General features: G+C 64.5%; 10 protein-coding genes. 3 read left to right on the top strand and 7 right to left on the bottom strand.

The features are described 5' to 3' along the window. Positions 1-23: 23 nt before the first annotated feature. Positions 24-875, bottom strand: a complete 852-nt coding sequence (kdsA, locus tag IEV83_RS02290) for a 3-deoxy-8-phosphooctulonate synthase (RefSeq protein WP_181761358.1) — start codon at positions 873-875, stop codon at positions 24-26. Between the two features lie 222 nt (positions 876-1,097). Here kdsA and galU point away from each other — a divergent pair, with 222 nt between their 5' ends. Both galU and IEV83_RS02280 read left to right on the top strand, forming a co-directional pair. Continuing rightward, positions 1,098-1,979 (top strand): UTP--glucose-1-phosphate uridylyltransferase GalU, encoded by an 882-nt coding sequence (galU, locus tag IEV83_RS02285; protein ID WP_181761359.1) that lies wholly within the window; start codon positions 1,098-1,100, stop codon positions 1,977-1,979. A 58-nt stretch (positions 1,980-2,037) separates the two neighbouring features. Beyond that, positions 2,038-3,051 (top strand): NAD-dependent epimerase, encoded by a 1,014-nt coding sequence (locus IEV83_RS02280; RefSeq protein ID WP_181761416.1) that lies wholly within the window; start codon positions 2,038-2,040, stop codon positions 3,049-3,051. Between the two features lie 120 nt (positions 3,052-3,171). Here IEV83_RS02280 and glmU read toward each other — a convergent pair whose 3' ends face one another. Further along, complete coding sequence (gene glmU / locus IEV83_RS02275) at positions 3,172-4,542, bottom strand: bifunctional UDP-N-acetylglucosamine diphosphorylase/glucosamine-1-phosphate N-acetyltransferase GlmU (RefSeq protein WP_181761360.1); 1,371 nt, start codon at positions 4,540-4,542, stop codon at positions 3,172-3,174. Between the two features lie 209 nt (positions 4,543-4,751). On the opposite strand from glmU, the gene IEV83_RS02270 reads away from it, so the two are divergent. After that, positions 4,752-5,750: an SLAC1 anion channel family protein gene (locus IEV83_RS02270; protein ID WP_244628027.1), complete on the top strand. Its 999-nt coding sequence runs from the start codon at positions 4,752-4,754 to the stop codon at positions 5,748-5,750. 52 nt (positions 5,751-5,802) lie between these two features. On the opposite strand, the gene IEV83_RS02265 is transcribed toward IEV83_RS02270, so the two are convergent. The 5 genes from IEV83_RS02265 to IEV83_RS02245 form a co-directional block, all read right to left on the bottom strand. Then, positions 5,803-6,414: a pyridoxamine 5'-phosphate oxidase family protein gene (locus IEV83_RS02265; protein ID WP_181761361.1), complete on the bottom strand. Its 612-nt coding sequence runs from the start codon at positions 6,412-6,414 to the stop codon at positions 5,803-5,805. A 64-nt stretch (positions 6,415-6,478) separates the two neighbouring features. Further along, positions 6,479-8,557, bottom strand: a complete 2,079-nt coding sequence (locus IEV83_RS02260) for a dipeptide ABC transporter ATP-binding protein (protein WP_308683720.1) — start codon at positions 8,555-8,557, stop codon at positions 6,479-6,481. 11 nt (positions 8,558-8,568) lie between these two features. After that, positions 8,569-9,588, bottom strand: a complete 1,020-nt coding sequence (locus tag IEV83_RS02255; protein WP_209002937.1) for an ABC transporter permease — start codon at positions 9,586-9,588, stop codon at positions 8,569-8,571. Between the two features lie 19 nt (positions 9,589-9,607). After that, positions 9,608-10,558, bottom strand: coding sequence for an ABC transporter permease (locus IEV83_RS02250; protein ID WP_181761363.1), 951 nt, complete (start codon positions 10,556-10,558; stop codon positions 9,608-9,610). A 109-nt stretch (positions 10,559-10,667) separates the two neighbouring features. Continuing rightward, positions 10,668-12,347, bottom strand: a complete 1,680-nt coding sequence (locus IEV83_RS02245; protein WP_181761364.1) for an ABC transporter substrate-binding protein — start codon at positions 12,345-12,347, stop codon at positions 10,668-10,670. Between the last annotated feature and the right edge of the window lie 559 nt (positions 12,348-12,906).

Here is a 12,906-nt window from a genome sequence, read left to right as displayed (position 1 = left end):
CGCCGCCGGTCGGCGGCGGAGGGTCAGGCGGTGGCGCGGTACTTCTTGGACACCGCGTCGATCTCCATCAACTCCTGAAGAAGTCCCTTCAGGTCCTTGAGCGCAATCATGTTTGGCCCGTCGGAGGAGATGGTATTGTCCGGATCCGGATGGGTTTCGATGAACAGGCCCGCAACGCCGACGGCAACAGCCGCGCGTGCCAGCACCGCGACCATGTCGCGTTCGCCGCCCGAGGAGCTTCCCTTGCCGCCGGGCTGCTGCACCGAGTGGGTGGCGTCGAAGATGACCGGGGCGCCCGTGGCGGCCATCACCGGCAGCGCGCGCATGTCGGACACCAGCGTGTTGTAGCCGAAGGACGCGCCGCGCTCGGTCAGGAGCACGTTGGGATTGCCGCTCTCAAGAACCTTGGTCAGCACGTTTTTCATGTCCCAAGGGGCGAGGAACTGGCCCTTCTTGACGTTGACCACCGCTCCGGTCTTGGCGGCGGCAACGAGAATATCGGTCTGGCGGCACAGGAAGGCCGGGATCTGCAGCGCGTCCACGACTTCCGCCACCGGCGCACACTGGTCGGCCGAGTGGATGTCGGTCAAAACCGGCATGCCATAGGTTTCACGGATCTCTGCAAAGACCGGCAGCGCCTCGTCAAGGCCAACGCCCCGGCTTGCGGAAATCGAGGTGCGGTTCGCCTTGTCGAAGGAGGCCTTGAACACGACGCCGATGCCGAGCGCACCTGCGATTTCCTTCACCGCGGCGGCGCACTCCAGCACATGCGCCCGGCTTTCCATCTGGCAAGGGCCGGCAATCAGGGCAATCGGTGCCGAATTGTCGAAAGCGACCGCGCCCGCGCGCACGGTCTTGTTGCAATTAACCGTCATTTCGGAATCAGCTCCTACATTGCCCCCGTGGCCGGCAGTTCCCGGGTTGATTAAACGCATCCCCCCCCGTTCGCAAGCACCGGCGGGCTTGGCGAGGCCGGCAAAGGCCGGGAATGGGGGGGGGATCGTTACCGGCAGGCCGCTTCGACTTGGTTCCTGGCACGAGCCGGGATACAAACGCATTTGCCGTTTCAGGCTCAGCATATTTGAGAAGGCACGTTCATGGCTCCCACGAAAATTCGCAAGGCTGTTCTTCCGGTCGCCGGTCTCGGCACCCGTTTCCTGCCCGCGACCAAGGCAGTGCCGAAGGAAATGCTGACCATCGTTGACCGCCCAATCATTCAATATGTGGTCGACGAGGCGCGCAGCGCCGGCATCGAGCACATTGTCTTCGTCACCGGCCGCAACAAGCAGGTGATCGAGGATCACTTCGACATCGCTTATGAGCTGGAACACACGCTGATGGAGCGGGACAAGAAATCGGCGATGGCGCTGCTCGACGCGATCCGCCCCGCACCCGGCACCACCAGCTTTACCCGGCAGCAGGCGCCGCTCGGTCTGGGTCATGCCATCTGGTGCGCCCGCGATCTCGTCGGCAACGAGCCCTTTGCCGTCATGCTGCCGGACGTTCTGGTCAAGGCCGAGGTCGGCTGTCTGGCGCAGATGGTGCATACCTACGAGGAGCGCGGCGGCAATGTGGTCGCCGTGGACGAGGTTGCGCCGGATCAGACCCACAATTACGGCATCGTCGATCCGCAGGACTGGGATGGCGGCCGCGAGATTTCCATCAAGGGCATGGTGGAAAAGCCGGCACCGGGAACCGCCCCGTCCAACCTCAGCCTGACCGGCCGCTACATTCTCCAGCCGGAGATCTTCGACCTGTTGCAGACCCAGGAAACCGGCGCGGGCGGAGAGATCCAGCTCACCGATGCGATGATCGCCCTGATGCAGACGCAAAGCTTCAGCGCGGTCGCCTATGAGGGGCGCAGCTTCGACTGCGGCTCCAAGCCGGGTTTCCTGGCGGCGAATATCGCCTACGCGCTGGACAATGAGGAATTGGCCGGCCAGATTCGCCCCCTGCTTGCCGAGATCCTCAACTCGTGACAGGCCTTTTCTGACGGGAGGCCCCTCGCCGCTCCCGCCGTCTTACCACCGGATCATGATGCGCACTGTTCTTGTCACCGGCTCCGCCGGCTTCATCGGGTTTCACGTCTGCCAGCGGCTCTTGGCCGATGGCTGGCGGGTTGTCGGTCTCGACAGCGTCAGCCCCTATTACGATCCGGAGCTGAAGGAGGCGCGGGTGGCGATCCTGCGCGGCTCCAACCGGTTTCAGGAAGCGCGGATGTCGCTGGAGGATCGCGAGGCGGTGCTGGCGCTGGTGGAGCGCGAAGCGCCGTCGCGGATCATTCATCTCGCCGCCCAGCCGGGGGTGCGCTACTCGCTGACCGAGCCGCAGGCCTATGTGGACGCCAATGTCACTGGCTTCCTGACGGTGCTGGAGGCGGCGCGTGCCTTTCCGGTGGAGCATCTCGTCTATGCGTCCACCTCCTCGGTCTACGGGCTCGACGGGGCGATGCCGCTGTCACCCCATCGCGGCGGCAATCATCCGATCTCGCTCTATGCGGCGACGAAGAAAGCGAACGAGGCGATGGCGCACAGCTATTCGCATCTGTTCAAGATCCCGGTCACGGGTTTGCGCTTCTTCACCGTCTACGGCCCCTGGGCGCGGCCGGACATGGCGCTTTACCGTTTTACCCGGGCGATCCTCGCCGGCGAGCCGATTGACATCTACAACAACGGTCAGATGGTGCGCGACTTCACCTATGTGGACGATATCGTTGAAGGCATCGTTCGCATCGCCGACCGGCCGGCGGCGGAGGATCCCGACTGGCAGCCGCTTGATCCGGACCCGGCGAGCAGCGGCGGCGCACCCTACCGGCTCTACAACATCGGCAATTCGCAGCCGGTGGAGCTGATGAGCTACGTGGAGGCCATTGAGGAAGCCTGCGGGCGCAAGGCGATCCGCAACTACATGCCGCTGCAGCCGGGCGATGTGCTGTCGACCTGGGCGGATGTGGAAGACCTGATCGAGGTCACCGGGTTTCGGCCGCAAACCAGCGTGCGTGATGGCGTCAAGGCCTTCGTTGACTGGTACCGCGCCCATTACAACGTGTGACGAAGGCTGCGTGGGGCAGCGATCCGGGACCGGAGGGCCACGGCCTCTCGGTTCCAGCCCATTGGAGATGCTTCTCTTCTCGCTCCCCGATCCCAGGGTGCATTGACCCTTGTTCGGGCGTCACTTTCCCTGCTTCGCGGCCTTTTCCGCCTTGGCGGCGGCGAAGCGGGTGCGCAGTTCTTCCGCCTTGCCCGGCTTCACCGTCTGGCGGGCGCGGCCAAGCGCCAGCGCTTCGGCCGGCACCTCCTCGGTGACGACGCTGCCGGCGGCGAGATAGGCGCCATCGCCGATGCGCACCGGCGCGACCAGGGTGGAGTTGGAGCCGACGAAGCAGTTGGCGCCGATCTCCGTCAGGTGCTTTCCGAAGCCATCGTAATTGCAGGTGATGGTGCCCGCGCCGATGTTCGCCTTGGCGCCGACGGTGGCATCGCCGATGTAGCTGAGATGGTTGACCTTCGCGCCCTCATCGACCCGCGCATTCTTGATCTCGACGAAATTGCCGATATGCGCACCTGCACCGATCCGCGCCCCCGGACGCAGACGGGCATAGGGCCCGGCGGTGACGCGGGCGCCCACGTCAGCCCCCTCCAGGTGGGAAAAGGCACGGATGCGGGTGCCATCGGCGACCGACACGCCGGGGCCGAACACCACATTCGGCTCGATCACCACATCGCGCCCGAGCTTTGTGTCATGGGAAAAGAACACGGTGTCCGGCGCGATCAGGGTGGCACCGCCGAGCATCGCGGCCTGGCGGCAGCGGGACTGGAACTCCGCTTCCACCGCCGCGAGCTGAACGCGGGTGTTGATCCCCTGGACCTCGGCTTCCGGCGCGGTTTCGGCGGCGACGTTGAGCCCTTGCGCCCGCGCGATCTCGACCGCATCGGTCAGGTAGAATTCATTCTGGGCATTGGCGTTGCCGATGGCCTCCAGCACGCCTGCGAAGTGCGCGCCGCGAAAGCCCATAATCCCGGAATTGCAGAAGGTGACCGCCCGCTCCGCCGCGCTGGCGTCCTTTTCCTCGCGAATCGCCGTCAGGCTGTCGCCCTCCGTCAAAAGCCGGCCGTAGCCGGTCGGGTCGGCGGCCTCGAATCCGAGGACGACCACATCGGCGCCGGCGGTCAGGCGCTGACGCACCCGGGCAATCGTTTCCGGCGTGACGAGCGGGGTATCGCCGAACAGGACGAGGATGTGATCGGCGGGCTCGGCATAGGCCGGTGCGGCGCTACGGGCGGCATGGGCCGTGCCGAGCCGTTCCACCTGCTCATGGATTGAGGCGGCGGGATCCAGCGCCGCGATATGGCCCGCAAGCTCCGGCATCTCGGCCCCGATGACCACCGCCACCTGGTCGCATTGCGCAGCGCGCACGCTTCCGAGCACATGCCCGACAAGCGACAGCCCCCCGACCTCGTGCAGCACTTTCGGGAGCTGCGATTTCATGCGGGTGCCAAGGCCGGCGGCCAGGATGATCGCGAGACAGGACTGAGTGCGCATCGGCATCCTCAAGATGGGGTCAGGGATGAGGGTCAGTCACCACGGCGCGCGCGCGCTCGTCAAGTCATGGCATGCGCGATTGGGAAAACTGTTCGGTGAAACATATTCACCTGAGACGATCTGTGCCCTGTTGCCGCAGGCGAAGCTGTGCAAGTAAGGGCGACGGCGCGGCGCGGCGCAACGCGGCCCGTGTGACTGGCAGACAGAGGATGGCAATGACGGACGGGGTGGTCGAACGGATGGAAAGCGAAGCCGAGGAACCGAGGCTGATGCATTTCCCGGTGACGTTTTTCGCGGCGGTGATGGGGCTGGCCGGGTTCGGCCTTGCCACCCGGCAGATCGAGCTGGCGCTTGACCTTCCCTTCACCGCCAGCCGGTTGGTGATCGGCGCAACGGCGCTGGTCTTCCTCGCCATTGCGGTCTTCTTCATCGCCAAGGGCCTGCGCTATCCGGCGGCCCTGCGCGCGGAATGGAACCATCCGGTGCGCATCGCCTTCTTCCCGGCAATCACCATCGGCGTGCTTCTGATCTCCGCCGGCCTGCTGCCTGTGTCGGAGCCGCTGGCGCATGGGCTGTGGTGCGCGGCGACCGTCGCCCATCTTGCGGTGACCCTTGGCGTCGTTTCTGCCTGGATCAGCCACCGGCCGTTCGAACAGGCGCATCTGACCCCGGCCTGGTTCATTCCCGCCGTCGGCAATGTGCTGGTGCCGGTCGCCGGCGTGCGCCTTGGCTATGTGGAAGTGTCCTGGTTCTTCTTCTCCGTCGGCATCCTGTTCTGGCTGGTGTTCCTGACACTGGTGTTCAACCGGCTGATCTTTCACAACCCGCTGCCGGAACGGCTGCTGCCGACCCTGGTGATTCTGATCGCCCCGCCCTCCGCCGGCTTCATCGCCTGGCAGGAAATCAACGGCGGCGTGCTCGATCCGCTGGCCCGGGTGCTCTATTATGTCGCGCTGATGTTCGTGCTGATCCTGCTGACCCAGGTGCACCGGCTGTTCCGCCTGCCCTTCACCATGTCCTGGTGGGCCTATTCCTTCCCGCTTGCCGCCTTCACCATCGCCTCGGCCCATTTCGGCACCCGCACCGGGTCGGAGTTTCACATGGCGGCGATGTACGCGACCTATGCGGTGCTGGCGGTGGTGATCGCGCTGCTGCTCGTCAAGACCGGCAGGGGCATTCTGCGCGGTGAGATCTGCCGCCCGGAATGAGGCTCTGGCGGCGCGGGCTTTCCCCTCGCCCGCCCCTTGCGGGGCCTTTGCGTTACCAGAGGGTCTTCCGCGCCCGTTCCGGCCACGCCCGGTCATACTCCGCACCGCCGACTGTGTCCTTGCTCAGCCGCGCCAGAATGCTGCCCGGGGTCGGAAGGCTATCTGGGGCCACCTGCCGTTCCGGATCCCAGAGCGCGGAGCGGACGATGGCCCGGGCGCATTGGAAGAACACGGTGGTGATGGTGACCACGATCACGCTGCGCGGGGCCTTGCCGTCGACGGCGAAGGAGGCCAGCAGCTCCGGATCTACCGACAGATGGGCGGTGCCGTTCACCCGCAAGGTGGTGCCGCTGCCGGGGATCAGGAACAATAGGCCGACGCGCGGGTCGGCGATGATGTTGCGCAAGGAATCGACCCGGTTGTTGCCCCGCCGGTCGGGAATCATCAGCGTCTTTTCATCGGCAATGCGAACAAACCCCGGCCGGTCGCCGCGAGGTGAACAGTCGGGCCCCTTCGGTCCGGAGGTCGCCAGCGTCAGGAAGGGCGAAGCGGCGATGAAGGCCGCGTAGTCCTCCGACACGTAGTCGATTTCCTTCACCGTCGAGGCGGCGCCTGGCACCCCGTAAAGGGCCTCCAGCTGGGCAATGCTGTCGATGCGGGACATGGGGGCGGCTCCGTTGGGCGGGTCGCGGCGAAAGTAGCACCTTCGCCGTCCCGGTCAACGCGGCCTATTCGGCGGCCTCCGCCCTGGGGCTGATCACCGGCTCCATCCCCTCCAGCTCCGAGGGCTGGAGGTGGCACAGGATCCGGTGGTCCTGACCGAAGGTGCGGTTCGGCGGCAGCTCCACATCGCAAGTGCCGGGGATCATGTAGGGGCAGCGGGTGGAGAACGGGCAGCCCTTCGGCGGATTGGACGGCGACGGGATTTCGCCCTTCAGCACGATATGCCGTTTCTTGACCCGCGTGTCGGCGATTGGCACGGCGGCCAGAAGTGCCTCGGTGTAGGGATGATAGGGCGGCGAGAACACCTCCTCGGTGGTCCCCTGCTCCATGATCCGGCCGAGATACATGACGACGATCCGGTCGGCGAGATAGCGCACCACTGAAAGGTCATGGCTGATGAACAGCATGGTGGTGCGGTTTTCACGCTGGATGTCCATCAACAACTCGGTGACGGCGGCCTGCACCGAGACATCGAGGGCGGAGACCGGCTCGTCGGCGATCACCACGCTGGGGTTGCCGGCAAAGGCGCGGGCGATGCCAACGCGCTGCTTCTGGCCACCGGAGAGCTGGCGTGGCTTGCGCTTGGCGAAGTCGCGCGGCAGCTTCACCGTGTCGAGCAGCCGGTAGACGATCTCGTTGACCTCCTCCTCGCTCCGGGCAACGCCGAACTTGCGGATCACCCGGCCGATCTGCGCGCCGATGGTGTGCGAGGGGTTGAGGGTGTCGAACGGGTTCTGGAACACCATCTGCAAATTGGCGATGGTGTCCTTGCTCCGCTTCTGCACGGGCAGATCACCAAGCTCGGTGTCGCCGAGCAGCACCTGACCGTCGGTCGCGTCCTCCAGCCCCATCAGCACCTTGGCGAAGGTCGACTTGCCGCAGCCGCTTTCGCCGACGATGGCCACCGTCTCCGCTTCGCGGGCGGAAAAGGTCAGCTTCTCGTTCGCCTTCACCGTGCGGGTCGCCCCGCCCATGGCCAGAAGGCCGCCGGTCTCGATGGCGTAATGCTTGGTCATGTCCCTGACCGACAGGACCACCGGACCGGCCTTGATCGGCGGTTTGGCCTCGCCCTTGGGCAGGTCCCGGTCCCAGTCGATCTCGGCAAAGCGCTCGCAGCGCACCCGGTGATCGTCGTCGCCCGGCACGGGATGCATCGGCAATGCGCGGGCATCGCACAGCCCGCCCTTGAAGAAGCTGCAGCGCGGACCGAAGTTGCACCCCGGCGGGCGCTCGTGCGGCAATGGCAATTGGCCGGGGATCGCCATCAGCGGATGGGCGTTCTTGTCCGCACCGGGCAGCGGGATCGAGCCGAACAGGCCGCGCGTATAGGGATGGCGCATCTCGTCGAACACATCCTCGATGTCGCCGACCTCCACCGCCTCGCCGGAATACATCACCGTCAGCCGGTGACAGGTCTCCAGGATCAGGCCGAGATTGTGCGAGATGTAGATCATCGAGGTGCCGAACTCGGCGGAAATCTCGTTGATCAGCTCGACGATACCCGCTTCCACGGTGACATCGAGGGCGGTGGTCGGCTCATCGAGCAGCAACAGGCGCGGGTTCGACAGCAGCGCCATGGCGATCACCACCCGCTGTTGCTGCCCGCCGGAGATCTGGTGCGGATAGGAGCGCAGGATGCGGCGCGGATCCGGCAGGCGGACCTTGGCGAGCATCTCCTCCGCCCGTGCTAGCGCTTCGCTCTCGGACAGGCCGTCATGATAGATCGGCACTTCAGCGAGCTGATCGCCGATGGTCATGGCCGGGTTCAGCGAGGCCATCGGCTCCTGATAGACCATGGCGATCTTCGAGCCGCGGATTTGTCGGAGCTCCTCCTCGGACATGGTGCGCATATCGCGCCCCTCGAACAGGATCTCGCCGCCGACGATGGCGCCGTTCCGGCCCATGTACTGCATGATCGCCAGCGCCACGGTGGACTTGCCGCAGCCGCTCTCACCGACGATGCCATGGGCCTCGCCGGGCATGAGCTTTAAATTGAAGTCGACGACGGCGGGGATTTCGCCGGCCCGGGTGTAATAGGAGATGCAGAGGTTGCGGCACTCCAGCACCGGTGTCTGTTCGGTCATCATGTGGCTCCTCAGTCCCGCAGGCTCATTTCCCGAAGGCCGTCGGCCATCAGGTTGAAGCCGAGGATCAGGCTGGAGACGGCCAGCGCCGGCACCAGCAGCATGTAGGAGAATTTCCAGAGCATCGCCGTCTTGGCGCTCTCGCGGATCATCAGTCCCCAGTCCGGGTCGGGCGGCTGCAGACCGAGGCCAAGGAAGGTCAGGGTGGTGATCGCAACGGTGGTGTAGCCAAGGCGCAGGCAGGCATCGACGATGATCGGTCCGCGCACGTTTGGCAGCAATTCGACGATCATGATGTAGAGCGGATGCTCGCCGCGCGTCTGCGCCGCGAACACATAGTCGCGGGTCTTGATATCGAGGGTCAGCCCGCGAACGATGCGCATGATCGCCGGCGCCGAGGCGAAGGTCACCGCCACCACGATGTTGAAGCCGGAGGGCCCGAGATAGTTGAGGATGACGATGAACAGCACCATCACTGGGAAGGACAGGAGCACGTTGGCGACAAAGGAGATGATCTCATCCCACCAGCCGCTGAGATAGCCGGAAATCAGGCCGAACAGCGCGCCGACCACATAAGCGACGAAGGTGGCCGACACGCCCCAGACGATCACCCGCTGGCAACCCCAGATCATCCGCGACAGCATGTCCCGGCCCTTGAAATCGGTGCCGAGCCAGAAGAACACGTCGCGTTTTTCGCTGAGCGGGGTGACGAAGGGCGCGATCGGCTTGTTCGGGTCGAGCAGCGGCAGATAGGGCGCCGCGACGGCGGCAAGTAGCCAGAAGAAGACGAGGGTCAACCCGATCACCGCGACCCGGCTTTCGCGAAAGGCGCGCACGCCCAGCACATAGAGCAGCAGCGTTGCCGGAATGGCCGGCAACAGGATGTAGTCGGCGGCGGGCCCAAGCGCGGTGCCGCCCATGACATAGCTCATCAGCGGCAGCCACATCAGCAGCCCCAGGGCGATCAGGGCCCGTGGGTGCGACAGGCGCTCCAGCGCCGAAGGTCCCGCCTCGATTTCGGTAACAGCCATTGAGGGTCTCTCCCGTCCTTCAGGCGAAGCGGATGCGCGGATTGAGGAAGGTGTAGCCGATGTCGGAAATGATCTGCGACAGCACGGCCACGGCCACGGCGACCAGGGTGCAGGCCTGCACCACCTCCACATCGGGGAACAGGGCGGCCTCCAGCAACAGCTTGCCGAAGCCGTCGTATTCGAAGAACACCTCGACCACGACCACGCCGGAGAGCAGCCAGTTGAGCTGCAGCACGATCAGCGTGAAGGGCGCGATCAGCGCGTTGCGCAGGGCGTGTTTCATCACCACCCGCCGGTAGGGCAGCCCCTTGAGCACGGCGGTGCGGATGTATTGCGAGGTCATCACCTCGGCCATGGAGGCCCGGGTCATGCGGGCGACATAGCCAAAGTCGTAGATCACCAGCGTCAGCACCGGCAGCAGCAGCTCACGGAAGCTGAAGCCGTTGATCATCGCCGATTTCGCCGGCAGCCAGCCAAGGCCGAGCGACAGCACCACCGTCAGCAGGATCGCCGTGGCGATTTCCGGGATACTGGTGGTGAAGACCGACAGGAAGGAGATCGTTCGGTCCTGAGCTGATCCCTCCTTCATTCCGGCGAGAATGCCCAGCACCAGCGACAGCGGGATCATCAGCGCGAAGACGAAGAAGGCAAGAATGCCCGTGTTCGCCAGTCGGTCGAGCAGCAAGGGACCCACGGGGCGGTTCTTTTCATAGGAAAAGCCCATGTCGCCTTGCAGGATGTCACCGACCCAGTTCAGGTAGCGGGTGTGGAAGGGCACATCCAGCCCCTTCTCCGCCAGCCAAGCGTTGTAGCTCTCCTCCGTCAGCGCGGAGACGGCAAAGCCGCCCAGTTCCTGAACCGCGAGACGCTTCTTGAACTCCGGCGTGTCGAAGATCGCGAACAAGAGCAGCGACGCGACGGCCATGATCAACAGCATCTGGAGAAGCCGTCGCAGGATCAGTTTCAGCATATTGGGTCACCATGTCTGGAGCCCGGTGCCGGGCCGCCCTGGAGAGGCGGCGCGGCGCAGGGCTGCCGGGCGGGAGGTTGTCCCCCGCCCGGCCGGATTGTCATCGGCGTCAGGACGCCTTCCAGACCTTGTTGAACTGGTGATACTGGGTCGGGTGCGCCGGGTAGCCATGCACCGCCTTGCTGGCGATGGTGTAGACCGGGCGGCAGATCGGCTGCACCATCACCGCATCGTCCTGAAGCACCTTCTCGATGTTCTCCATCAAGGCGCGGCGCTTTTCCACGTCGAGCGTTGCTTCGGCCTCGTCCAGGGCCTTGTCCCATTCCGGGTTGGAGTACTTCGTCTCGTTCCAGGGAACACCGGTCCGGTAGCCGAGCGACAGCACCATGGTGCCGAGCGGGCGGTGGGTCCAGGCGGTGGCACCGAACGGCGTCTTGTCCCAGATCTCCCAGTATTTCGAGGCGGGCATCACATTGACGTTGAGGGTGATGCCTGCGTCCTTCAACTGGTCGCGCATGGCCTCGGCCACGGTCTGGTGCCACGGGCCATCGGTGTTGCCGACGTCAATGGTCAGCTCCAGCCCGTCCGGATAGCCCGCTTCGGCGAGCAGTGCCTTGGCGGCGTCAACGTCCCGTACCAGCGGCGGAAGCTTGAAATACTCCGGATGGATCGGCGCCACGTGCTGGTTCTCGCCAACGTCGCCGCCCTCCGGATAGACCAGCTCCTTGATCAGCGCGTTGTCGACGGCCTTGACGATCGCCTGGCGCACGCGCTTGTCGTCGAACGGCTTTTCCGTCACCTGGAAGCGGCAGCACAGGGTCTGCGCGGTCCGCGCGGCGATGATGTTGCCATCCAGCGCCTTGGCCAGTTCCATCTGCTCGACGCCGAACTCGTAGATCGCATCCACGTCCCCGCCGGCGAAGGTGGTGAGCTGGTTGTCCTCGTCGAAATTGTAGTAGTGGATCTCGTCGAGATAGACCTTGCCGCCCCAGTACTCGATGCCTTCGACCCGCTTCAGGATGCAGCGGTCACCGACGGTGTTCTCAACCAGCGTGAACGGGCCGGTGCCGATGGCATTGTCGGAGAACGGCGGCTTGAAGCTGCGGTGCACGAGCGCCGTGGGGTAGTTGTACATGTCCTCGGGGAAGGACAGCACCGCCTTCGACAGATGGAAGCGGATGGTGTGGTCGTCGATTACCTCGATGGCACCGTCGCGCATCACCTTCTTGCCGTCCTTTTCCTCCATCAGCGCGGCGATGGACGACAGGCCGACATTCGACGAGCCGAGATCCGGGTTCATCCAGCGCTCGAAGTTGAACTTCACGTCCTCGGTGGTGAAGTCGTCGCCATTGTTCCACTTCACGCCCTTGCGCAGGTAGAACGTCCAGGTCTTGAGATCGTCCGAGGCCTCCCAGCGCTCGGCCAGCATCGGCCGGGTGACGTTGTCCGGACCGGTCATCGTCAGGTGTTCCAGGATGTGCCGGGTCTGGTTGGACATCTCCACCCAGGAGTAGGTCGCCGGATCCTCCATCTTCTGCACCTGCATGGCGACCTTCAGCACGCCGCCGGACTGGGCATTGGGATCATCGGGCGGGAACGGCATGTTGGCCTGGTCATCGGCGAAGGCGGGGCTCGGCAGGCCGGCCATCGAATAGGCGGCGCCGGCGCCAACGCCGAGAAGCGCGGCGAAGCGAACGAACTCGCGGCGGCTCAGCGCGCCATCCTTCATCTGCTTCCGCAATTGCGGAACCTTCGAATGCAATTCCGTAGAAGAATTGTTGGTCGACATTTGCCCTGTCTACCTCCTCATTTCCAGTTTGTCCGGTGTCGAACTGTCGGGGTGCGAAGACCGCGCGGAGGCGGTGTCGCGTGTTCGGCAGGCGGCGAAAGGCCGAGGTCTCTCGGTGAGTTTCACCCTCCCCGATCGGGGAGCATGGCTGATGCTTGTTGATCTCATTCGGTTACATCGCCGAGCCTGTCTCTTGGCTATGATCTTAATTTAGCACACGATCAGGTCAATTTCGCAAAGCCTCAAATTTGATTTTTTTGCTTTGCGGCAGAAATGGTGCCGTTCGCGGCTGGCTATTGCCGTCCGTCTTGTCGCCTCTGAATTTGTGGGAAAATTAATTAATCTCACGCGTTTTTGAGGCGAACAGGAAATATACCTGAAACTTCATCACCCGCCTGCGCACGAAATTCATGAGAATTTGCGCTTGTTATTTCGTCTTCTTGCGCTGCGACAAATGGTAGGCAACCGCCCCTCGCCGGAGCGGCGCGGCCCGCGCCCCTCGGCCACACGTCGCGCGGGTAGGTAAACCGTGTATTCCGGGACGATTGCAGTCAGCTTG

It is taken from the genome of Stappia taiwanensis (assembly GCF_014635285.1).
GTDB classification, from domain to species: Bacteria; Pseudomonadota; Alphaproteobacteria; order Rhizobiales; family Stappiaceae; genus Stappia; species Stappia taiwanensis.
Note: the sequence above shows the minus strand (reverse complement) of the source record. Positions and strands in the feature narration are given on the sequence as shown.

What these genes read in the sequence shown, in the direction of transcription:
- IEV83_RS02270 (WP_244628027.1), top strand. Translation starts at nt 4,752, where the DNA reads ATGGCAATGACGGACGGGGTGGTCGAACGGATGGAAAGCGAAGCCGAG.
- glmU (WP_181761360.1), bottom strand. Translation starts at nt 4,542, where the DNA reads ATGCGCACTCAGTCCTGTCTCGCGATCATCCTGGCCGCCGGCCTTGGC.
- IEV83_RS02260 (WP_308683720.1), bottom strand. Translation starts at nt 8,557, where the DNA reads ATGACCGAACAGACACCGGTGCTGGAGTGCCGCAACCTCTGCATCTCC.
- IEV83_RS02265 (WP_181761361.1), bottom strand. Translation starts at nt 6,414, where the DNA reads ATGTCCCGCATCGACAGCATTGCCCAGCTGGAGGCCCTTTACGGGGTG.
- IEV83_RS02245 (WP_181761364.1), bottom strand. Translation starts at nt 12,347, where the DNA reads ATGTCGACCAACAATTCTTCTACGGAATTGCATTCGAAGGTTCCGCAA.
- IEV83_RS02255 (WP_209002937.1), bottom strand. Translation starts at nt 9,588, where the DNA reads ATGGCTGTTACCGAAATCGAGGCGGGACCTTCGGCGCTGGAGCGCCTG.
- IEV83_RS02280 (WP_181761416.1), top strand. Translation starts at nt 2,038, where the DNA reads ATGCGCACTGTTCTTGTCACCGGCTCCGCCGGCTTCATCGGGTTTCAC.
- galU (WP_181761359.1), top strand. Translation starts at nt 1,098, where the DNA reads ATGGCTCCCACGAAAATTCGCAAGGCTGTTCTTCCGGTCGCCGGTCTC.
- kdsA (WP_181761358.1), bottom strand. Translation starts at nt 875, where the DNA reads ATGACGGTTAATTGCAACAAGACCGTGCGCGCGGGCGCGGTCGCTTTC.
- IEV83_RS02250 (WP_181761363.1), bottom strand. Translation starts at nt 10,558, where the DNA reads ATGCTGAAACTGATCCTGCGACGGCTTCTCCAGATGCTGTTGATCATG.